Source organism: Psychroflexus sp. MBR-150 (genome assembly GCF_053628795.1).
The window spans coordinates 1-21,529 of sequence record NZ_JBRJHB010000028.1 but is presented as its reverse complement, the minus strand read 5'-3'; the positions used below and the strand labels follow the sequence as shown (position 1 = coordinate 21,529).

General features: G+C 33.1%; 21 protein-coding genes. 9 read left to right on the top strand and 12 right to left on the bottom strand.

From position 1 onward, the window contains the following. Positions 1–210: 210 nt before the first annotated feature. Positions 211–783: a TetR/AcrR family transcriptional regulator gene (locus ACSSV5_RS11525; protein ID WP_454245982.1), complete on the bottom strand. Its 573-nt coding sequence runs from the start codon at positions 781–783 to the stop codon at positions 211–213. Beyond that, the gene (gene ligA / locus ACSSV5_RS11520; RefSeq protein WP_454245981.1) at positions 776–2,773 is read right to left on the bottom strand and encodes an NAD-dependent DNA ligase LigA; all 1,998 of its coding nucleotides are present in this window, start codon (positions 2,771–2,773) and stop codon (positions 776–778) included. The genes ACSSV5_RS11525 and ligA overlap by 8 nt, the downstream gene beginning before the upstream one ends. 81 nt (positions 2,774–2,854) lie before the next feature. On the opposite strand from ligA, the gene ACSSV5_RS11515 reads away from it, so the two are divergent. Continuing rightward, positions 2,855–3,376 (top strand): OmpH family outer membrane protein, encoded by a 522-nt coding sequence (locus ACSSV5_RS11515; RefSeq protein ID WP_454245980.1) that lies wholly within the window; start codon positions 2,855–2,857, stop codon positions 3,374–3,376. On the opposite strand, the gene ACSSV5_RS11510 is transcribed toward ACSSV5_RS11515, so the two are convergent. Further along, positions 3,373–4,152, bottom strand: coding sequence for a tRNA pseudouridine(38-40) synthase TruA (locus tag ACSSV5_RS11510; RefSeq protein WP_454245979.1), 780 nt, complete (start codon positions 4,150–4,152; stop codon positions 3,373–3,375). The genes ACSSV5_RS11515 and ACSSV5_RS11510 overlap by 4 nt on opposite strands. 314 nt (positions 4,153–4,466) lie before the next feature. Between ACSSV5_RS11510 and pdhA the strand changes: the two genes are divergently transcribed. Together pdhA and ACSSV5_RS11500 are read left to right on the top strand one after the other, a co-directional pair. Beyond that, on the top strand, positions 4,467–5,465 hold the full coding sequence (pdhA, locus tag ACSSV5_RS11505) for a pyruvate dehydrogenase (acetyl-transferring) E1 component subunit alpha (RefSeq protein ID WP_454245978.1): 999 nt from the start codon (positions 4,467–4,469) through the stop codon (positions 5,463–5,465). Between the two features lie 6 nt (positions 5,466–5,471). Then, positions 5,472–7,139, top strand: a complete 1,668-nt coding sequence (locus tag ACSSV5_RS11500; RefSeq protein WP_454245977.1) for a pyruvate dehydrogenase complex dihydrolipoamide acetyltransferase — start codon at positions 5,472–5,474, stop codon at positions 7,137–7,139. A gap of 86 nt (positions 7,140–7,225) precedes the next feature. Here the strand turns inward: ACSSV5_RS11500 and ACSSV5_RS11495 are convergent, their stop codons facing one another. Further along, complete coding sequence (locus ACSSV5_RS11495) at positions 7,226–8,425, bottom strand: ABC transporter permease (protein WP_454245976.1); 1,200 nt, start codon at positions 8,423–8,425, stop codon at positions 7,226–7,228. Continuing rightward, positions 8,422–8,814, bottom strand: a complete 393-nt coding sequence (gene rbfA, locus ACSSV5_RS11490; RefSeq protein WP_454245975.1) for a 30S ribosome-binding factor RbfA — start codon at positions 8,812–8,814, stop codon at positions 8,422–8,424. The genes ACSSV5_RS11495 and rbfA overlap by 4 nt, the downstream gene beginning before the upstream one ends. Positions 8,815–9,029: 215 nt before the next feature. Here rbfA and ACSSV5_RS11485 point away from each other — a divergent pair, with 215 nt between their 5' ends. Genes ACSSV5_RS11485 through tsaB form a run of 6 tightly spaced genes read left to right on the top strand, consistent with a single transcriptional unit; the run spans position 9,030 to position 15,573 of the window. Further along, positions 9,030–9,731, top strand: coding sequence for an ABC transporter ATP-binding protein (locus tag ACSSV5_RS11485; protein WP_454245974.1), 702 nt, complete (start codon positions 9,030–9,032; stop codon positions 9,729–9,731). Beyond that, complete coding sequence (locus tag ACSSV5_RS11480; RefSeq protein WP_454245973.1) at positions 9,724–10,968, top strand: ABC transporter permease; 1,245 nt, start codon at positions 9,724–9,726, stop codon at positions 10,966–10,968. The genes ACSSV5_RS11485 and ACSSV5_RS11480 overlap by 8 nt, the downstream gene beginning before the upstream one ends. Position 10,969: 1 nt before the next feature. Then, positions 10,970–12,238 carry an ABC transporter permease gene (locus ACSSV5_RS11475; protein WP_454245972.1) on the top strand — a complete coding sequence of 423 codons (1,269 nt, stop codon included), beginning with the start codon at positions 10,970–10,972 and terminating at the stop codon, positions 12,236–12,238. A 25-nt stretch (positions 12,239–12,263) separates the two neighbouring features. Next, positions 12,264–13,388 (top strand): efflux RND transporter periplasmic adaptor subunit, encoded by a 1,125-nt coding sequence (locus ACSSV5_RS11470; RefSeq protein WP_454245971.1) that lies wholly within the window; start codon positions 12,264–12,266, stop codon positions 13,386–13,388. A gap of 60 nt (positions 13,389–13,448) precedes the next feature. Beyond that, positions 13,449–14,885 (top strand): TolC family protein, encoded by a 1,437-nt coding sequence (locus ACSSV5_RS11465; RefSeq protein WP_454245970.1) that lies wholly within the window; start codon positions 13,449–13,451, stop codon positions 14,883–14,885. A gap of 16 nt (positions 14,886–14,901) precedes the next feature. Further along, positions 14,902–15,573: a tRNA (adenosine(37)-N6)-threonylcarbamoyltransferase complex dimerization subunit type 1 TsaB gene (gene tsaB / locus ACSSV5_RS11460; RefSeq protein ID WP_211064788.1), complete on the top strand. Its 672-nt coding sequence runs from the start codon at positions 14,902–14,904 to the stop codon at positions 15,571–15,573. On the opposite strand, the gene ACSSV5_RS11455 is transcribed toward tsaB, so the two are convergent. From ACSSV5_RS11455 to hemW, 7 genes are all read right to left on the bottom strand, one after another. Next, entirely contained in the window at positions 15,570–16,310 is a 741-nt protein-coding gene (locus ACSSV5_RS11455) for a hypothetical protein (protein ID WP_211064787.1), read from the bottom strand. The two genes, tsaB and ACSSV5_RS11455, sit on opposite strands and share 4 nt — an antisense overlap. A 326-nt stretch (positions 16,311–16,636) precedes the next feature. Further along, the gene (rpmA, locus tag ACSSV5_RS11450) at positions 16,637–16,897 is read right to left on the bottom strand and encodes a 50S ribosomal protein L27 (RefSeq protein ID WP_125087157.1); all 261 of its coding nucleotides are present in this window, start codon (positions 16,895–16,897) and stop codon (positions 16,637–16,639) included. A gap of 4 nt (positions 16,898–16,901) precedes the next feature. After that, the gene (rplU, locus tag ACSSV5_RS11445; protein ID WP_454245969.1) at positions 16,902–17,453 is read right to left on the bottom strand and encodes a 50S ribosomal protein L21; all 552 of its coding nucleotides are present in this window, start codon (positions 17,451–17,453) and stop codon (positions 16,902–16,904) included. 66 nt (positions 17,454–17,519) lie between these two features. Next, entirely contained in the window at positions 17,520–17,957 is a 438-nt protein-coding gene (locus ACSSV5_RS11440) for a DUF4199 domain-containing protein (protein ID WP_454245968.1), read from the bottom strand. A gap of 92 nt (positions 17,958–18,049) precedes the next feature. After that, positions 18,050–18,910, bottom strand: a complete 861-nt coding sequence (locus ACSSV5_RS11435; protein WP_454245967.1) for a hydroxymethylglutaryl-CoA lyase — start codon at positions 18,908–18,910, stop codon at positions 18,050–18,052. Positions 18,911–18,946: 36 nt separating this feature from the next. Continuing rightward, positions 18,947–20,023, bottom strand: coding sequence for a serine hydrolase domain-containing protein (locus tag ACSSV5_RS11430; protein ID WP_454245966.1), 1,077 nt, complete (start codon positions 20,021–20,023; stop codon positions 18,947–18,949). A 111-nt stretch (positions 20,024–20,134) separates the two neighbouring features. Beyond that, the gene (gene hemW, locus ACSSV5_RS11425) at positions 20,135–21,274 is read right to left on the bottom strand and encodes a radical SAM family heme chaperone HemW (RefSeq protein WP_454245965.1); all 1,140 of its coding nucleotides are present in this window, start codon (positions 21,272–21,274) and stop codon (positions 20,135–20,137) included. Positions 21,275–21,529 lie beyond the last annotated feature (255 nt).

Sequence of the window (21,529 nt, the reverse complement as noted above, 5' to 3'; positions counted from 1 at the left end):
TCAATATAGTTGGTTAGAATACTTGTCCCGCACGTGCGGGAGGGTCGCGAGTTCTCCCGAAACTTCGGGATCGTCCAGACCGCTACTTCGACTTAGTTCAGTAGCCTAAATGAGTAAATAGGTAATAAGTTGAAAAAGAAGTTGTGTTGAGACACATAGTTGTGTCAGGTTTGTAAAGCCGAAGAGAAGCTTTCCATTTGGGAGGCTTTTTTATTTTATGATTCCTTCCAAAATCAATTTTGGAATTTCTTTTTTAAAAGTATGAGTGCTTATATCTTTTTTTTCATACAATAAATGGAGCGTGCGAAGTGAAGACAACATTTGATATATGATAATTTCAGGATTACATTTTTTTATATCTTGATCATCAATTCCTTTTTCAACTATAGATTTTAATATTTGCTCATAGGTTTTCCTTTGAGTTAAAAAATATTTCTTTTTATCAGACTTCAAATACTTCCAATCACTATTAAATGTAGCAAACTGATTCGGTGTGTTAATGGCTATGTCAATGTGTGTGTGAATAATGTCTTCAAGCTTAAGCTTAGTGTCAATAGTTTTGTTTTGTGTTTCGTTAATTTTTGCCATAAACTTATCGACTAACTCAAAGATTAGCTCTTCTAAGATTTCATCTTTTGATAAGATATGATTGTATAGACTTGAGGCTTTTACATTTAAAGCATTCGCAATATCTCGCATACTTACCTGCGCAAAACTTTGATGCCTAAATAATTTTGCAGATGTTTTAAGGACAATAGGTTTAGAAAGATTTGGCTTACTCATCGTCTATCATATTTTTAAAATCTATCTCATCTATGATAGGAATATTTAATTGTTCAGCTTTAGCCTTTTTTGAAGGTCCCATATTATTACCTGCAACGATGTAACTAGTGTTTTTAGAAATACTACTTACTACTTTACCGCCGTTGTTTTCAATAATCGATTTTAATTCTTTTCGTTCGTAATTTTCAAAAACACCAGAAACTACAAATTTTAAACCTTCAAATTTTGAAGATGATTGCACTTCTTCTTCAATTTCAAATTTTAACCCATAACTTTTAAGTCTTTCTATAAGATTAATGTTTGTTGGCTCACTAAAAAATTCTATCACACTTTCTGCAATTCTATCACCAATTTCATTTATTTGGGTTAAATCTTCCATCTTTGCCGCCTCTATTTTATCAATATTTTTAAAGGCTTTTACCAAAGTTTTGGCTACTGTTTCACCTACAAATCTTATTCCGAGGGCAAATAAAACTTTTTCAAATGGACGTTGTTTTGATTGCTCTATACCATCAATTATATTTTGAGCAGATTTCTCAGCCATGCGTTCTAACTTTATGATATCCTCTTTTTTGAGTTCATATAAATCGGCATAATTATTAATGAGTCCATTTTCGACCAAAAGCGTAACAGTTTCGCCACCTAAACCTTCAATATCCATAGCTTTACGAGAAATAAAATGTTGTATTTTACCTATAACTTGTGGTGGACAACTGTTGTGATTTGGGCAATAGTGTATGGCTTCACCTTCATCTCGCTTTAAAACTGTGTTGCATTCAGGACATTTTTTGATATAGGTTGTGGGTTTAGAGTTTGGATCACGCTTAGAGAAATCAACTTTTGTGATTTTTGGGATAATTTCTCCACCTTTTTCAACATAAACAGTATCACCTTCTCTAACATCCAATTTTTTGATCTGATCGGCATTATACAAAGAAGCTCTTTTCACAGTAGTACCACTGATTTGAACAGGCTCTAAATTGGCAACTGGTGTGATAGCTCCAGTTCGACCGACTTGATAAGTGATTTTGTTGAGTTTTGTTTTAACTTCTTCGGCTTTAAACTTGTAAGCCATTGCCCAACGTGGCGATTTTGACGTATGTCCTAGTGTTTTTTGATGTGTAAAAGAATTGACTTTTACCACAACACCATCAGTTTCGTAAGGTAGTTTATAACGTTCTTTATCCCAAAAATTAATAAAGCTAATAACTTCATTTAAATTTTGACATAATCTAACTTCCTTTGGGACATTGAATCCTATTTTTCTTAACTCTTCTAAGGCTTCGTATTGAGAATTAAACCCTAAATTTTCTGCGTGAATACTATAGACTAAACAATCTAAAGGTCGTTTGGCTACCTCAGCACTGTCTTGAAGTTTTAGTGAACCAGAAGCGGTATTTCTTGGATTTGCATAGGGTTCTAATCCTTGTTCAACACGTTCTGCATTTAATTTTGTGAAACCCTCAAACGGTAAAACAATTTCACCTCTAACGTCAAATATTTCAGGAAGAATGTCGTTTTTTATTTTTAAAGGAATACTTTTTATTGTCCTTACATTATGCGTAACATCGTCACCTTCATAGCCATCGCCTCTTGTTGCTGCACGTATAAATTCTCCATTTTCGTAGCTTAAATTGATAGATGCTCCATCATATTTTAGTTCACAAGTGAAAATGACATCTTCTGATATGCTTTTTTTTATGCGTTTTACCCAATCTTCTAAATCTGTTTTAGAATAAGAATTAGATAGCGAATACATCCTTTCTCGATGTTTTACGGTTTTAAAATTTTTTGTAACCTGTCCGCCAACACGTTGAGTAGGTGAGTTTTTATCAAAATATTCAGGGTGTTCTTCCTCTAATTTTTCGAGGATTTTTAGCTTTTGGTCAAATTCGTAGTCAGTGATTACGGGTTTATCCAAGACATAATATTGATAATTATGTTGGTGTAGCTCAGTTCGTAAGGTTTCTATCTTTTGTTTGATGTCCATATTCAAAACTAAAATTTAAAAAAATACTAAAATAAGATATAAGCTGTATTTTTGTTTTTTATTTGTAAAAAACATATCATTATGAAAATTAAATTTTTAATTGTAGCTTTTATTTTAACATCAATGTCGTTTGCACAAACCAAGGTAGGAACGATAAACACTGAGTACATTATTTCAAAAATGCCAGAATTTAAAGATGTTCAAAAAAAATTAGAAACTTACGGTAAAACTTTAGATGACGGTTTAAAAACCAAGTATGATGAATATCAAGAGAAAGTCAAAAACTATACCGAAAAAGAAGCAACTTACACCGAAGCTTTAAAAAAATTAAAACAAAAAGACATTATAAAACTTGAAGAAGATATCCAAAAATTAAGAACCAATTCAAGTAAACTACTTCAAGTTAGACAAGATGAATTATTAAGACCGTTGTATAATAAAATTGGTGATCAAGTTGACAAAATTGTTAAAGAAGATGGTTTTACTCATATTTTTAATGAAACCAATTCATTAATATATATTGCACCTGAATACGATATTACTATTAAAGTGATGAAGCGGTTAAATATACCTGTTGAAGAAGATACGACAGCACAAAATTAAAATTCAACTTTGTGTAAAATTAGACCTGAAGCTGGAGCAATATGTTCCAGCTTTATTTTATTATAACCGTCAAGGGTTTTTAAAAAGAAGTCATAGTTGACTTTATGTTGACCCAAATCAAACAACATTCCCATCATCAATCGAATTTGGTTGCGTTTAAATCCTGTGCCTTTGACTTTTAATACATAAGATTGTTTTGGAAAAAAACTCGCTGTCAATTCATTGTTTAACCGAAGTTGGCAAGATAGAATTTCAGCTGTGGTTTGGGTTTGGGTTTTGGGTCTAAATGTATAAGAGTAAAAATCTTTTTTGCCCTTAAATGCCTTTGCTGCTTTGGTCATAATTTCTATATCTAAATTTGCTTTAACGTGACACATTAAAGCTGCACTAAACGGATGGAATTTACCGCCAAAAGCAAAATAATAATGGTATTCCTTAACTTTTGAATCTTGAATGATGTTAAAAGTGTTATCGACTTCTTTTATATTTAGAGCTTTGATATCAGCAGGTAGATTGTAATTGAAAGTGCCTAAAAAAACATCTAAATTTGGTAATTTTTGATCTGAAAATAACTCTACATAAGTTTGCTCTGCAGACACCATAGCATCTGTTCTACCACAAGCCATGATTTTGGTTTTGGCATCAGGCAATATAAATCTCAAAGTTTTTTTAATCATCAACTCAACAGTAGGCACATTGGGTTGAATTTGCCAACCGTGAAATCGAAACCCTAAGTATTGCAAACTAATCAGGTAATAGTAACGTTTAAAATTCATTTTAATTGAGATGTTTACTGCATTATCGGGTTAAAAATCTTGGTAAGCAACAAAACTAAATAATGAAAGAGTAATTCTGCATTTTTTTTAAAATTAGTTATAGCATTATGTTTAATAATTTGATATCAAACTAAAAGTTTTGTCTTTCTGCTTTATTAATGATAAAAAAAAGCATTTCCTCAATACTAATTTTTTAGAAAATTATCTCTTTCAACAAAAATTTAAAAAATTTTAAATAAACTTAAAGTGTTTTCATTTCATGATTATTATTCTATTTTTGTATTCATATCTAATAGATTTATATTTTTAATCCTATGAAAAAAATAACCAAAAGTACATATCTTGATTGGTATGAAAACATGATGTTTTGGAGAAAGTTTGAAGACAAATTAGCACAAGTCTATATCCAACAAAAAGTAAGAGGATTTTTACATTTATATAATGGACAAGAAGCTATATTGGCTGGTGCTTTACATGTGATGGATCATGAAAAAGACAAAATGATTACTGCATATCGCAACCATGTTCAACCTATTGGTTTGGGTGTTGATCCAAAAAGAGTAATGGCCGAATTGTATGGAAAAGCTACGGGAACATCTCAAGGTCTAGGTGGATCGATGCATATTTTTTCGCCAGAGCACAACTTTTACGGCGGACATGGTATTGTTGGTGGTCAAATTCCACTTGGTGCTGGTCTAGCATTTTCAGAAAAATATTTCAATCGTGGTGGTGTTGTTTTAACATTCCTTGGCGATGGAGCAGTAAGACAAGGCTCTTTACACGAAACTCTCAATATAGCAATGACAATGAAATTGCCTGTAGTCTTTTGTGTAGAAAACAACGGCTATGCTATGGGAACATCCGTAAAAAGAGCTTCTAATCAAGAAGACATTTGGAAACTTGGTCTAGGCTACGAAATGCCTTGTGGTCCTGTTGATGCCATGAAACCTGAAAAAGTAGCCGAAGCTTTAGATGAAGCCATTCATCGTGCCCGTTCTGGAGATGGACCAACTTTTTTAGATTTAAAAACATACAGATATAGAGGACACTCTATGAGCGATGCTCAAAAATATAGAACAAAAGAAGAGGTTGAAGAATACCAAAAAATTGACCCTATCAATTATGTTAAGGATATTATTTTAGATAAAAAATACGCTAGCGAAGACGACATCAAAGACATTGATAAACGTGTAAAAGAAAAAGTTAAAGAGTGTGAAAAGTTTGCTGACGAGTCAGATTTTCCTGACAAAAATGTTATGTATGATGTCGTTTACGAGCAAGATGATTATCCATTTATACCTCACAAATTATAAAATATTATGGCAGAAGTAGTTAATATGCCACGACTAAGCGACACTATGGAAGAAGGTGTTGTTGCTAAGTGGCTCAAAAAGAAAGGTGATAAAGTTGAAGAAGGTGATATCCTTGCCGAAATAGAAACCGATAAAGCCACCATGGAGTTTGAATCTTTTTATGAAGGAACTCTTTTGCATATTGGTGTTGAAGAAGGCGATGGTGCTCCCGTAGATTCACTTCTTGCTATTATTGGCGAAGAAGGTGAAGATATTTCTGATTTAATCAAACAAGCTGAATCAGGTAAAGACGCTTCCGATGATGAATCAAAAAACAAAAAAGAAGAACCTTCTAACGATAACAATGATGAAGAATCTTCTGACAACAACGCCGATGAAATACCCGATGGCGTAGAAGTGGTTACCATGCCTCGCTTGAGCGATACTATGGAAGAAGGCACAGTTGCAACTTGGCTCAAAAAGAAAGGAGACAAAGTTGAAGAAGGCGAAATCCTTGCCGAAATTGAAACCGACAAAGCCACAATGGAATTTGAATCGTTTTATGAAGGAACGTTATTATATATAGGTATTGAAGAAGGCGACTCTGCTCCAGTTGATGATGTTTTAGCCATTATTGGTCCTGAAGGCACAGACCTTGATGCTGTGCTTAAAAGTATAAAAAGCGGTGGTTCTTCCTCTTCAGATAAATCTTCTAAAAAATCACAAAAAACATCAGAAGATTCATCCTCAAGTGATAAAACCGAAACAACTCCAAGTGAAGCTTCACAAACGGCTGATGGCAAACGTATATTTGCGTCGCCATTAGCTCGTAAAATGGCTGAAGAAAAAGGCTACAATTTAGCTCAAATCAAAGGCAGTGGCGAAAATGGTCGAGTGGTTAAAAAAGATATTGAAAATTATAAACCACAAGATTCTGCAACTGCTGAAGCATCAAAATCTGCGGAAACAAAAGCAGAGTCTAAACCAATAGAAGTCTATAAACCAGTTGGCGAAGAACAATTTGAAGAAGTTAAAAACTCTCAAATGCGTAAAACCATTGCCAAGCGATTGGCTGAATCTAAGTTTAACGCACCGCATTACTATCTTGACATTGAAGTCGATATGGATAATGCCATAGCTTCACGTAAGCAAATCAACGAAATACCAGATACCAAAATATCATTCAACGATTTAGTTATCAAAGCTTCAGCAATGGCGTTGAGAAAGCATCCACGAGTCAACTCACAATGGCAAGGCGATGTGACTAAAATTGCTAAGCACATCCACATAGGTGTAGCTGTGGCGGTTGACGAAGGTTTGGTCGTGCCTGTTTTAAAATTTACTGACCAACAATCACTCACACAAATTGGGCAAAATGTAAAATCTCTCGCCACAAAAGCTAGAGATAAAAAGTTGCAACCAGACGAAATGGAAGGCTCAACTTTTACTGTCTCTAATTTAGGTATGTTTGGCATCATCGAATTTACAAGTATTATCAATCAGCCCAACTCAGCTATTTTATCAGTTGGTGCAATAGTTGAAAAACCTGTGGTTAAAAACGGAGAAATTGTTGTGGGACATACCATGAAACTAACTTTGGCCTGCGATCACAGAACAGTTGACGGTGCTACAGGAGCCAAGTTTTTACAGACTTTAAAAACCTATATTGAAAATCCAGTCACGATGTTGGCTTAATTTTCAATATCTTTCAATAAAGTAAAAACCTTCAAGATACCTGATATTTTGAAGGTTTTTTAAATTCTTTTATAGCTAATGTTGATTTACAATAACTTATTATTGGCTCTAGATGAGGCTATTTTTGAAGCTACATATCCCAGTAAAATTGTAGTTAACAGCACAATAAGTATATTACCAAAATTGAGTTTTACTGGATAGGGTAGAGAAGTTGTTATATTTACTAAGCTATATTCTAATTGAAGTAAAACAATAACTACACCACAGGCTATACCCAACATTGAGCCGATTAGCGTTGTTAGGAATCCTTGAAAGAAAAAAATTGTATTGATTTGAGATTTATAAGCACCTAAATGAGAAAATGTTTTTATATCATCATTTTTATCTATTATAGCCATTATCACTGAACCTATAAGGTTGAATAGTGCTATAATAAGAACCAATGTACTGATAAGGTAAACCATCAAGTTTTCCGTATTTAGCATTTTATACAGCTGGTCATTGAGTTGAATTCGTGTTTTGACATTTACATTTTGTTCAAAAATATTTTTTATTTGAGTTTTTAAATCAGGAACATTGGCATTTTCATTTATCGAAATTTCTATTGCAGAGTATTCATTAGGTTCATACCCTAGTAAATCTCTCCCTAATTTTAGCGATCCAAAAACATAAGTATTATTATATTCTTCTGATACTCCAAAAATACCTCTCACAAAAGTATTAACCTTTTTAAATGCATCATTTGGATCGACGACCTGCCCTTTGCCAGGCTTAGGAACTATAAAATCTAAAAAAGCTGATTGGTCTAAAATACCTACAGACAGTTTTTGACTTAATCCATTGCCGATTACGACTTGGTAAGGATAATTAGAATTGAGCCATTGCCCTAAAAATACAGATGATTTTATGTTGTTAACTTTAACAAAATTACTATCTACTGACTTTAAAATGGCAGGAATATTTTTGTCTTTATAATTTAATAAGGTCTTTTCTTCAATTATACTTGAAATTTGATTTACTCCTTCAAGAGCGAGAATAGCATCTTTGATGTCTTTGTTTACATTCAGGCGTTTGCTTTCAACGGGTAAGACTTTTAAATCTGGGTCATACTTGTTTGCAAAACTTAAGCTAAAATCTTTTAAACCACTAAATGCTGACAAGACAACAAATAAAGCTAAAGAAGTGCCAAATATTCCAAATAACGCAAGATAACTTATAATATTGACAGCATTATTTTTGCTTTTGCTTAGTAAATAACGTTTGGCAATGTAAAGTGAAAAATTCAAGATTTTCGTCGTTTGTCTAATAAATCTGGATCTTTAATAGGGTTGTTTTTCCCTTTAAAAGCCTCTTTCAATTCATTCACATAGGCTATTGTGTCGTCGTTAAAAAATTTCACTTCCGGAACTCGACGCAATTGGTTTTTTGTCCGCAAAGCAAGTTGATGTTTTATGCTATTTGAAAGTTGTTTAATTTCCTTTAATACAGCCTGTGTTTTATCTTCTGGGAACACACTTAAGTATGCCTTAGCTTCTAACAAGTCTGCTGTTACTTTTAATTTAGTTACGCTTACAATGAGATTTTTTTGACCATACTTTCTCAAACTATCTTGAATGATTTCTGCCAAATCTTTTTGAATAATTTGACTTATTTTTTGTTGTCTTTGTGTTTCCATAGGGCAAAATTAAGCTTTTTTGTTTAAAATAATTTTTATGCCTTATAAATTAAAACTCAATGATGCAAATTAATCAAGTTATACCCATTTTAGGATGAATCGGGTGTCGCTTCATTATACTCATTCTAAATAAATTAGATTATTTTAACAATGTCCTAACAAACTAATTTGTAACATTTCTTTTAGTTAGTAGTCTAATTATTAAAGTCATAAAAATGATTGAAATTAAAGATTTACACAAATCTTACAAAATCGGCAAAAACTCTTTACATGTTTTAAAAGGTATTAACTTCTCAGTTGAAGAAGGCGAGCTCGTTTCAATCATGGGATCTTCAGGTTCTGGAAAATCTACTTTACTCAATATCCTTGGTATGCTTGATGAAGCAGATTCAGGTTCTTATCATCTCGACGGCGTTGAAATCAAAAATCTTACCGAAAAAACAGCAGCTCATTATCGCAATAAATTTCTCGGCTTCATTTTTCAATCTTTTAATTTGATTAATTATAAATCCGCATTAGATAATGTAGCTTTACCTTTATATTACCAAAATATTAAACGTACAATACGTATGGAAAAAGCAATGTCATACTTAGAAAAAGTAGGTCTTGCCGATTGGGCAAATCATTTACCCAATGAATTATCTGGTGGTCAAAAACAACGTGTGGCTATTGCGAGAGCCTTAGCAGGTCAACCTAAAGTTATTTTAGCCGATGAGCTCACAGGTGCATTAGATTCTAAAACATCTTATGAAATTATGCATCTTATTCAAGAAATTAATGACGAGGGGAAAACCATACTTGTAGTAACCCACGAAGAAGATATTGCTCATATGACTAAACGTATTGTCAATCTAAAAGATGGTATAATTATAGATGACCGAAAAATAGAACAAGTTAAAGCCCTTGCTAATGCTTAGTCTCGAGCGCTGGTTAGAAGTTTTTGAAGCTATCAACAAAAATAAGCTACGCACGTTTTTAACTGGATTTTCTGTGGCAACAGGTATTTTGATTTTGGTGCTACTTCTTGGTATAGGTGAAGGTATGAAAAATGGCGTAGAAGAGCAATTTCAAAGAGACGCTACAAATCAGATTTCTGTTTATACTGGTGTTACTGGAGTTGAATACAAAGGTCTAAATCCTGGACGAAGAATTCAATTTAAGAATAATGATTATGATCTGTTAGTCAAAAATTTTGGAGATGAGTTAGAATATAAATCTTCAGTTTACAGAATATGGACCGGGCTGACAAGCTACAAAGATAAATCAGGGAGCTATAGAATTGAAGGGGTTTTGCCTGATTATCAATTTTTAGAAAACGCTGAGATTATACAAGGACGGTTTATTAATCATAAAGACCAATCAACATCTACCAAAGAAGTAGTCATTGGAAAAAAAGTCAGAGACGAACTTTTTGAAGACAAAAATCCATTAGGTAAGCTGATTGAAATTAAAGATATCAACTTTAAAGTGGTTGGGGTTTTTCAAGACCCTGGTGGCGATAGAGAAGAGTCCAGAGTATATATGGCAATATCAACTATGCAAAAAGTGTTTGGTGCTGGTCAAGATATTCGTAATATGAGCTTTACTATGCCAAAAGAAAAGTCTTTTGATGTGGCTTTAGAAAAATCTAATCAACTGATAAGCCAACTTGAAGCTATTCTCAAAGCTAAGCATACAGTTTCACCGTTGGATAACTCTGCCATTAATATCAGTAATTCTATTGAAACCTCAAAACGCATTTACGAGTTAACAGCCAATATAAAATTGTTTTTTTGGTTGATTGGTTTAGCAAGTCTGCTTGCTGGAATTATTGGAGTGAGCAACATTATGCTTATCATTGTTAAAGAACGCACAAAAGAAATTGGCATTAGAAAAGCCCTTGGAGCAAAACCTATAAGTATTGTCGGTATGGTTTTACATGAATCTATTTTTGTTACCGCCGTTTCAGGCTTTATGGGGCTTATTGTTGGTTTAGTTTTGCTTGAATTTGTTGGTCCTATGATTAATACTGAGTTTATTTCAAACCCTGAAGTGAGTTTTAACATCGCTATATCTACGGTTATTGTATTAGTTCTTGCTGGTGCTATAGCTGGATTTTTTCCCGCATGGCGAGGTGCTAAAATCAAACCTATTAATGCTCTAAGAGAAGAATAGTATGTTTAGTAAAGACAAATGGAACGAAATATTAGAATCACTGACATCAAATGTCTTTCGGACATTATTGACGGCCTTTGGTGTGTTTTGGGGAATTTTTATTCTCGTCGTATTATTAGCCGCCAGTAACGGGCTTGAAAATGGTGTAAGACAAGCATTCTCGGGTATAGCTACAAACTCCATGTTTATGTGGACTATGCCAACAACAAAAGCTTATGATGGCCTTCCAAAAGGCAGACGATTTAACTTTAAAATTGGAGATGTTGAAGCCTTAAAAAATAATGTTGATGGTTTAGAATACATCTCTCCACGCAATCAACTTGGCGGTTTTGGAGGTGGCAATAATGTTACAAAAGGTCTGAAATCTGGAGCTTACAATGTTTACGGCGACTATCCTGAAATCATCAAACAAGAGCCAATGGATATTGTTAAAGGTCGATTTATCAACCAAAATGATATTGAGCAAAAACGTAAAGTTGCAGTAATTGGCACAGGTGTTCAAAAAGGTTTGTATGATATTGGAGAAGAAATTTTAGGCAGTTACATAAAAATACAAGGCGTCAACTTTATGGTAATTGGTATATACGAAAAAACCAGTTCAACCCGTGGAGATTTAGAAGAGGCTCAAAAACAAATATTTGTTCCGTTTTCTGCCTATTCACAAGCTTTCAATATGGGCAATGTTGTCGGCTGGATGGCTATTACTGCTAAAGATGGCTACTCAATTACTAATTTAAAATCAGAGATAATTGATGTGATAAAAAAAAGACATCGTATCAATCCCGAAGATGAAAGTGCCGTTGGAAATTTTGACTTATATGAGCAATTTTCTAAAATAAGCGGATTGTTTTTAGCACTTAATGCTGTGGCTTATTTAGTTGGTATTTTAGTGCTATTTTCTGGAGTTATCGGAATTAGTAATATCATGCTTATCGTCGTCAAAGAACGCACAAAAGAAATCGGAGTGAGACGTGCACTCGGAGCTACACCATGGCAGATTAGAGGTCAGATTTTATCTGAATCTGTATTCTTAACCATTATCGCAGGAATGGCAGGAATTATATTCGCAACTTTTGTCATATTTATTTTAAATAAATTTTTCTTTGGGGCTTCAGCCTCTCCTGATAGTATGTTTGTCAATCCAAGCGTAGATTATGTTACTGTGCTCGTTGCATTAGGAATATTAATCTTTTCTGGGCTATTAGCAGGATTTATACCTGCACAAAATGCCATTCGTGTAAAACCCGTTGAAGCTTTAAGAAATGAATAAAAAAATAAAATCAAACCAAAAATAAATGAAAAAAGCAATCACCATTATCGTTTTAGTCCTTCTTGCTTTTCTTTTTGTAGGCGCTGTGTACTATTTGTATCAAAAAGACCAAGAACCACCAGTGACTTACCAAACAGAAACACCAACAACTGAAACTATAGTTAGAGAAACTATTGCTACAGGCACCATTACACCAAGAGAAGAAGTACCTGTAAAACCTAATATATCTGGTATTATTGAAAAAATATTGGTTAAACCTGGCGATACTGTACAGGCTGGAGAACTAATAGCCAAACTAAAGGTTGTGCCAAATGTATCTAATTTAAACAACGCTAAAAATCAGATCATGACAGCGAGAATTAATTTAGATAACGAAAGAAAAATATATAACCGTCAAAAAGAACTCTTTGAGAAAGGCGTAATTTCAGCCAATGATTTTGACCAAGCACAACGTTCTTTTGATATTGCTAAGCAAAATTTAGAATCAGCAAAAGAAACTTTTGAAATTATCAATACAGGAACTACTGCAGGTATTGGTGATGCAGCTACAACAGAAATAAAAGCGACGATTTCTGGGATGGTTTTAGATGTACCTGTCAAAGTCGGTAACCAAGTTATAGAAGCTAACAACTTTAATGAAGGAACTACAATTGCAACTATTGCAAATACCAACGATATGATTTTTAAAGGAAAAGTTGATGAGTCTGAAGTCGGTAAAATCAAAGAAGGTTTACCTCTTGAAATTACAATCGGAGCCCTTGAAGATGTCGTGTTTAATGCAACTTTAGATTATATCGCACCTCAAGGTGTTGAAGAAAATGGTGCTGTTCAATTTGAAATTGAAGGAACTTTATCTGAGCTGAAAGACGATGTTTTTATAAGAGCTGGACTCAGTGCTAATGCCTCTATTATTTTAGAAAAAGCTGAAGATGTTTTAGCCATTAAAGAAGCTTTGATACAATTTGATAAAGAAACCAAAAAACCATACGTAGAAGTTATGGTTGGCAATCAAAAATTTGAACGACGAGATATTGAACTTGGCATTAGTGATGGTATTAATGTTGAAATTAAAAAAGGGCTATCTAAGGATGACAAAATAAAAGTTTGGAATAAAGTAAAAGAGAAAAAACCAAGTGGTTTCGGTGGATAATTTTTTATACACATACATTTCAAAACGATTTCAAACATCTTTAAAAAAATAATACAGTTTATGAAAAAATTAGTTTTAATAATATTTTGTTTTTACTTTGCTCAAGGCTTTAGCCAAGAGAATGAAGCCAAAACCAAATGGACCTTAGAGGCTTGTATTAAATACGCATTTGACAACAATATAAGTATCAAACAATCTCAACTCGATATTGAGGATGCTGATATCAATAAAAGTGACGCTGTTGGTAATTTTCTACCTTCTTTAAATCTCAATGCGAGTAATAGTTGGAACTCAGGTCTTACTCAAAACATTACAACTGGTGTCCTTGAAAATCAAGTTACAAGAAACTTCTCTGCAGGAGCAACTGTTGGCATTAATATTTTTAGTGGGCTGCAAAATTGGCGAACTCTACAACGTGCAAAGCTGTCTCAATTAGCCAGTCAATATTCCTTAGAGCAAATGGAAGATGATATCGCTTTGTTTATAGCCAATGCTTACCTGCAAGTTTTAGTGAGTAAACAAACCCTAGCTGTTTTAGAAGAACAAAATCGAATCACCCAACAACAAATTGAGCAAACCAATGCTTTAATTAAAGCAGGAACCGTACCGCAAGGCGATATTTTAGAACTACAAGCTACCAATGCTAATGAGCAACAACAAATTATAGTGGCAGAAAATGATATTAAAATCTCTCTTATCAGTCTTGCTCAATCACTTCTAATAGATGATTATGAAAACTTTGATATTGCTGACGAGTCATATGATATTCCTATAACAGATATTATAAACCGAAATGTTAACGACATTATAGAAGAAGCCAAACAAGAGCGTTATGAAGTGAAAATTGCTCAAAAAAACGTGGAAATTGCCCAAAAAAACATTGAAATTGCCAAAAGTGCTTACTATCCAACTTTACGTGGTTTTTTTAACTACAACACACGTGAATCAAATAGAGATAGATTTGCCTCAGGTGGAATAGATCCAGATAATCCTACTCAACAAATAGGTTTTGTAGAAGATACTGGTGCTGCTGTTGTTGCTCCTAACTTTTTGATCGAAGCCATTGGACCAAGAGATTTTATAGATCAGTTGTGGAGAAACGATGGTATTTCTTATGGAATTCAGCTTAATATTCCTGTTTTTAATGGCTTTGCTACCCGTAATAATGTTAAACGAAGTCAAATTAATTTAGAACGGTCTAAAAATCAACTTCAACAAACAGAGCTTGATCTTGAAGCTGATGTATATCAAGCCTACGTAGATGCTCAAGGTGCTGCCAAAGCTTATGAAGCAGCCATGAAGTCTGTTGAAGCTCAGCAAAATGCCTACGATTTTGCCAAGGAACGATTTGATGTTGGCATGAGCAATGCTTTTGATTTAAGCCAATCTAAAACAAGACTAACCAATGCTCAAAACCAAATGATTCAAGCCAAATACGATTATATTTTTAGAATTAAAGTCTTAGAATTATTTTTTGGAGAACGCCCAGTTGATTAATTAAATCATTTTTATTTTGGCTTATATTTTATCCATTGAAACTTCTACAACCAACTGTTCAGTAGCTTTAGCAAAGAATGGACAGCTGATTGCTATGGAAGAAGATGACAAAAAGCAATATTCTCACGGCGAACAACTTCATCTGTTTATTGACAAAGTGATTAAGCAATCTGACCTTAAAATCACTGACCTTAATGCAATTGCTATCAGTAAAGGTCCAGGGTCTTACACTGGATTAAGAATTGGAGTTTCAACAGCCAAAGGCCTTTGCTATGCACTTGAGATTCCTTTAATTAGTATCTCAACTTTAAAAATATTAGCTAAACAAGTTGAACAACATCAAACTCAATTCCCTATCATTCCTATGATTGATGCACGGCGGATGGAAGTTTACACCTCCGTTTTTAATTCTAAATTCAAAACTTTGTCAAAAGTTGAAGCTAAAATTTTAAAATCTGATAGCTTTCAGGATTATTTTGATGTAAATGAAAAAATATATTTTATTGGCAATGGTGTAAGCAAGTTTAAAGAAATTTGTGACAATGTCAAAAAAGGATTTTTTATAGAAAACAAAAACCCCTCAGCAAAGCAGATGTGTAAGTTGGCTGATGAACTGTTTCTGAATAAAAACTTTGAAGATGTGGCTTATTTTGAACCTTACTATTTAAAAGATTTTGTTGGTGGTTAGTTTTTCAAGCTGTTATAATAACGAACAACTTGTATCATTTGGTTTTGGATTTCTTTATCGTCTCCTCTAAATTTAAAACCTTTATCTTTTATGTAATTTTTAATGTCTTTTTTATGATCAGAAAAAGCATCTAAGATTTTCTTTTTATGATCTTCGGCTCTTACATAAGTATCTCCAAACTTGATGATGTATCTGGTATCACTTTTAATGCTTGGAGGAATATCTTGCTGATAAGATGTTAAAGCTTTTGAACCAGGGATGAGTTCTTTAAAATATCGTTTATAAAGCACTGCTTCAGCTTTTGGTGATGTCAATTCAACAACATATCCATTTCCAGAATTATAGTGTTCCTCATTAATAACTTGAGGTGATTTAATCAAAACAAAAGTTTCACCACCCAAATTGTATTTATATCTTGGAGTCCTTTTCAAAGTTTTTAAAGATTTTGAATTTGGCTCTAACTTTATTTCAAAAACGTCATTATAGACATCGTATCTAAGATATGCTTGGGCTTTATTTTTAGATTTGCTATCGATGATATATCCAAACTGAAAATCTTCTGTTAAAAATGGAGAACCTTCAATATCATTGATGTCAAACTTTGAATTTTCTTTAAACCGCATGAAATAGGCATCTGAAATATCTCTATAATCTCTAAACCCCATCATTTCACTAATCTGTGCTTGTGATGGTGTGAGAAAACAAAAACCAGCTAAAATGATGAATAATTTATACATATTAAAATATTTTGATTTATAGTTGAATATATAAAAAATGATATAATTATGAAGTTTATGGAAGTTAATTAAATTGAAAATTTTGGCACTTTTAACAACCTAACCAATTTTGATATTACTTTATTGGATTCAAATATTATTACAATTGAAAGTCAACCAGCACCAGAAAATAATACCGAAAAATACTTGGACACGTCGGTATTACACCTTCATCTTTTTATTATCGACATCATTAATTTAAATTGGTATAAGAATTTATTTTATATAAAAAAAAAAGGATATTCGCATTGAATATCCTTTTCTAATTATTAAGATTTAAAAGTCATTTATGCTTCAAAAGGTTCTATTGAAACATAAGATTTATCACCTTTAGATTTTTGAAACTTTACAATGCCATCAACTTTAGCATGTAGTGTATGGTCTTTACTGGCGTAAACATTTTCACCAGGTCTGTGAGCTGTACCGCGTTGTCTAACAATAATGTTACCAGCAACAGCAGGTTGACCACCAAATATTTTTACACCGAGTCGTTTTGATTCTGACTCTCTTCCGTTCTTTGAACTTCCAACGCCTTTCTTGTGTGCCATGGTTTTATGATTTAAAGTTTTCTATTGCTTCGATTAATTCTGCTTTCTTAAGGCTTGAGTAACCTTCTAAACCTTTGTCTTTGGCCATAGCTTTTAATTCGGCTACGGTCATATCTGAAAGTTTAACTTCACTTTCAGTAAGTTTAGTGGTTTGTTCTTTTTTTGTTGCTGATTTGGCTTCAGTTTTCTTTACTGATTTAGTCTCAGTTTTGGCTTCAGTTTTTTTCTCCGCTTTTTTAGCTCCTGAAGCTACAATACTTTCAATTTGGATTTCAGACAAATATTGTCGGTGTCCGTTTTTCTTTTTGTAGCCTTTTCGTCTTTTCTTTTTAAAGACAATGACTTTGTCACCTTTAAGGTGTCTTAAAATTTTAGCACTGACTTGAGCACCTTCTATAGCTGGGGCGCCAACTTGAACTTGACCATCGTTGTCTAAGAGAAGAACGTTATCAAAGTCAACCTTTGCACCTTCTTTGTCTTGTAAACGATGAACAAAAACTTTTTGGTCTTTTGCAACTTTAAATTGCTGCCCTGCTATCTCTACAATTGCATACATAGCTTAATGATTTTGTTCAATTTTTAAGGATTGCAAATGTAGAGTAAGTTTTTAAAATATACAAACTTATTTTTTAGGGTTTTTATACAATTGCATAATAGTAAGTGTTGACACTACTGAAGTGGCAAATCCCATAAGTGCTACTACAAAAATAAAAGTTCCGATAGTGACTTTAAAATGATTATCCCAACTGGTCAATAAGCTATTGATAAAATCAGGATTTAATTCTGTGGCATAAATAGCCATAAATATGGAAAAAATTATTGTAGCGATAAATCCAGCTATTAGACCACAAGAAAAACCAGTAGAGTAAGTGTAGTTTGGTCCGTGTTCTAAACGTTTGATACGAATAGCTTCAAAAATACCAAAACCAGTAATGACTGCATTAAAAAAACTATAAAACGGATTGGTGTGTAAACCAAATAATGATAACAATAAAAAATAGCCTATTAATGAACCACTTATAGCAATTCCAAAACGTAATGGTAAAAGGAATTTTTTCATAATTATGTTATTTTAAAACCCTAAGTTAAAAATTATTCTTAAATACGTCGAAATATTCTTAAATCCTTAACCATTTTAACAATTAAAAATACTTAAATATCACTGAAAACATCTAAAGCTTTATTGTAAGCCGTTTCAAAACGTGTCATTTTTACACCGTGACTAACTTTATGAGTATTGAAATATGATAAAAGTTTTTCTGTGGGCATATTACCTGTTAAATCATCTTTAGCCATAGGGCACCCGCCAAAACCTTGAATTGCACCATCAAATCTTTTGCAACCTGATTGGTAGGCGGCATCTACTTTTTCATGCCATGAATTGGGTGTGGTATGCAAATGTGCACCAAACTCTATGTTAGGGTATTTTGGGATAAGCTCTGAAAATAATTGATTAATAATTTTTTGGTTTGAGCTGCCAATTGTATCGGATAATGAAAGTATTTTAATTCCAAAACCAGAAAGTTTTTCTGTCCACTCGGCAACAATATCTGAATTATAAGGATCGCCGTAAGGATTGCCAAAGCCCATAGACAAATAAGCCACAACCTCTTTGTTATATTTGTTGGCCAAATCGATTATTGATTTTAGAATATCTATAGATTCTGCAATGGTTTTGTGGGTGTTTCGCATTTGAAAATTCTCTGAAATAGAAAATGGATAACCTAAATAATCAATTTCATTAAATTGACAAGCATCTTGAGCTCCTCTCAAATTAGCTACAATAGCCAAAAGTTTGGATTGCGTTTCTGATAAGTCAAGATGTTGTAGCACTTCAGCGGTATCTTTCATTTGTGGAATAGCTTTTGGCGAGACAAAACTGCCAAAATCTATCGTGTCAAATCCACAAGCTAAAAGACTCTGAATGTATTTAACTTTATCTTTTGTTGAGATAAAAGGCTTGATGCCTTGCATGGCATCTCTTGGGCATTCGATTAGTTTTACTTGAGACATGGCTCAAATATACAATTAATGTCTTTTTCAAAAAGCTTAATTTGGCATCATTTCATTTAAAATATTCCAAAATTTTTCATGAAAATTTAAAGACAACATACCATCATCTGGTTTTTTGCCCATCCTAACAATAACGAGTTTTTTGCTTGGCACAACATCAATAATTTGACCGTTTTTACCAAGGGCTGAAATCATATCTTCTGGTGCAGAAGGCACAAGGCTCTGTTGAATTGAGCTTGACATTGTTGGTAATATCACTTTGTCTTTCCCATTGAGCCACCACAAATAGCCATAAGATGGATTTAGAGTTTGAGAGCTTGTTGTCATGTTTTCAAAATATGTTTTGTCTTTCAAAATTATTTGATTATTCCAAACGCCTTGATTTAAAATAAGTAACCCAAGTCGAGCTGCACTTCGAGGTGTGCTAAGGTATAAATTGATATTCTCTTTAAATGATATCCACCTGCCTTTCATCCCAATTTTGGACGCTAAATGGCGTCGGGTAAATTGATTAAATTTTTGACCAGTAGCATTTTCTATAACCTGACTGAGTAAAGTATAAGGTGCATTGTGATAATACCATTGCTCGCCAGGTTTAGCTTTATAGGTTAAACATTTTGGTTTTATACAATTTTTATTTTTTACTGTATAATCAAGACCCGTAGTCATTGTTAATTGGTGCTTGATCTTAATTGCATCTTCCTGTTTCTTTGGCATTGATGTCCATGACCCTAAATATTGATTAGTAGAGTTTTCAATATTTAAAAAGCCTTGCTCTTGAGCTATACCGACTAAGCAGGCAGTTAGTGTTTTACCAGCTGAAGCCCAATACCAATAAGAACCTTTATCAAAATCGCGACCTCTTAAATTTTTTCCCCAATATTTTTCTATTAAAATCTTACCGTCTTTTAAAACTATAAAAGCCCTTGTATTCCCTTGTTTAAGAAAGTTAGATAGACTATCTTTTAAATTGACTTTCCATCTTTCTGCTTCAAAATTTGTTTTCGTCCAATCATCAGAATTATTTGGAGGAAAATAGATCGACGATTTTATCTCCTGACCATTAATGGTTGAAATGCTTATAAGAAATAGCAAATACATTAGGTATTTCATGACTTTGAATTTGTCTATAAAAATAGTCTAAAACTAATTATCTTATTAAATCATAGCCTTGAAACTTATAAATCATAGTCTTAAGCTTAGGTTTTTTACCTTGAATAATCTCTAAGATTTTTCAAATTCAATTTTAAACAAATCTGCAGCAATGCCATCGGAAAGGAATTTGGCTTTTGAGGTGATTTTGAGTTTGTTATCAAAAATATCTATATTATTTTCAATGAGATGTGGTTGTGCTTGAAGCATTAAATAGTCCAAATAATTTAGCCCAAATAAAGATTGAATTTCATCTAAATCAACACCTGATTGTGTGCGTAATCTCGTCATGATGTATTCGTTATATCGGTCGGTCTTACTCAGGTGTTCTGAAGTGATAGGTAATTCACCTTTTTCAATAGCTTTGATGTATTTAATGTTGTTTTTGATGTTCCAAAATCGCTTGTCGTAACCGTTATAACTGTGAGCTGATGGACCAACTCCGAGATAAGCTTTGCCTGTCCAATAAGCTAAATTGTTTTGTGAAAAATAACCAGGTTTTCCGAAATTTGAAAATTCGTAATGTTCGTAGCCACGAGAAGTTAAGGTTTGATAAAGTTCATCAAAATGCGTTGCTGATTGCTCATCATCTACGGGTGGAATGATTTTTTTTTCAATAAATTTTTGTAAAGCGGTGTCAGGCTCAACTGTCAAGGCATAACAAGATAAATGTGGCACATCAAAATCTAAAGCAGTTTGTAGGTTTGCTTGCCAATTTTGTAAACTCATTTCTGGCATGCCGTAAATCAAATCGATGGAATAGTTGTCAAAATAATCTTTCATCAATTTGATACTTGTTTTAGCTTCATTGGCATTATGAGCACGATTCATCTGTTTAAGGTCTTTTTCAAAAAAAGATTGCACGCCCAAACTCAATCGGTTGATACCTTGTTGTTTTAAAGTTTTTAAAAGTTGTATTGAAATGTCATCGGGATTAGCTTCTAAGGTAATTTCTGGATGCTTATCGACTTTAAAATGTTTGTAAATCGTATTAAAAATAGAGTCTAAATCTTGTTCGGACAATAAACTCGGTGTTCCACCACCAAAATATATATTTTCAACAGGTTGCTTTAATTCTTCTTTTCTAAGTATTAATTCTTGACCAATGGCATTGATGAGTTGGTCTTTATGTTTAAGTGAAGTTGAAAAATGAAAATCACAATAATGGCAGGCTTGTTTGCAAAACGGAATATGAATGTAGATACTGGCCAATTGAGAAGTTTTGAACGCAAATTTAAGGTTTATGTTTCTCGCTCAGGTGCAAAGACGTTAAGTTTTTTTAATCATTATAAAATACTTTTTTTTTGCCACTAATGCACTAATCATTTTGCATTCATTCGTGCATTCGTGGCTGATAGAACATTCCTTTTTATTGCCACTAATGCACTAATCATTTTGCATTCATTCGTGCATTCGTGGCTGATAGAACATTCCTTTTTATTGCCACTAATGCACTAATCATTTTGC

Coding starts and splice junctions, on each gene's coding strand:
- ACSSV5_RS11430 (WP_454245966.1), bottom strand. CDS start 20,023: ATGAAATACCTAATGTATTTGCTATTTCTTATAAGCATTTCAACCATT.
- ligA (WP_454245981.1), bottom strand. CDS start 2,773: ATGGACATCAAACAAAAGATAGAAACCTTACGAACTGAGCTACACCAA.
- ACSSV5_RS11525 (WP_454245982.1), bottom strand. CDS start 783: ATGAGTAAGCCAAATCTTTCTAAACCTATTGTCCTTAAAACATCTGCA.
- ACSSV5_RS11470 (WP_454245971.1), top strand. CDS start 12,264: ATGAAAAAAGCAATCACCATTATCGTTTTAGTCCTTCTTGCTTTTCTT.
- ACSSV5_RS11500 (WP_454245977.1), top strand. CDS start 5,472: ATGGCAGAAGTAGTTAATATGCCACGACTAAGCGACACTATGGAAGAA.
- ACSSV5_RS11485 (WP_454245974.1), top strand. CDS start 9,030: ATGATTGAAATTAAAGATTTACACAAATCTTACAAAATCGGCAAAAAC.
- ACSSV5_RS11510 (WP_454245979.1), bottom strand. CDS start 4,152: ATGAATTTTAAACGTTACTATTACCTGATTAGTTTGCAATACTTAGGG.
- ACSSV5_RS11440 (WP_454245968.1), bottom strand. CDS start 17,957: ATGAAAAAATTCCTTTTACCATTACGTTTTGGAATTGCTATAAGTGGT.
- rbfA (WP_454245975.1), bottom strand. CDS start 8,814: ATGGAAACACAAAGACAACAAAAAATAAGTCAAATTATTCAAAAAGAT.
- rplU (WP_454245969.1), bottom strand. CDS start 17,453: ATGTATGCAATTGTAGAGATAGCAGGGCAGCAATTTAAAGTTGCAAAA.
- rpmA (WP_125087157.1), bottom strand. CDS start 16,897: ATGGCACACAAGAAAGGCGTTGGAAGTTCAAAGAACGGAAGAGAGTCA.
- ACSSV5_RS11465 (WP_454245970.1), top strand. CDS start 13,449: ATGAAAAAATTAGTTTTAATAATATTTTGTTTTTACTTTGCTCAAGGC.
- ACSSV5_RS11435 (WP_454245967.1), bottom strand. CDS start 18,910: ATGTCTCAAGTAAAACTAATCGAATGCCCAAGAGATGCCATGCAAGGC.
- ACSSV5_RS11475 (WP_454245972.1), top strand. CDS start 10,970: ATGTTTAGTAAAGACAAATGGAACGAAATATTAGAATCACTGACATCA.
- ACSSV5_RS11515 (WP_454245980.1), top strand. CDS start 2,855: ATGAAAATTAAATTTTTAATTGTAGCTTTTATTTTAACATCAATGTCG.
- ACSSV5_RS11455 (WP_211064787.1), bottom strand. CDS start 16,310: ATGTATAAATTATTCATCATTTTAGCTGGTTTTTGTTTTCTCACACCA.
- pdhA (WP_454245978.1), top strand. CDS start 4,467: ATGAAAAAAATAACCAAAAGTACATATCTTGATTGGTATGAAAACATG.
- ACSSV5_RS11480 (WP_454245973.1), top strand. CDS start 9,724: ATGCTTAGTCTCGAGCGCTGGTTAGAAGTTTTTGAAGCTATCAACAAA.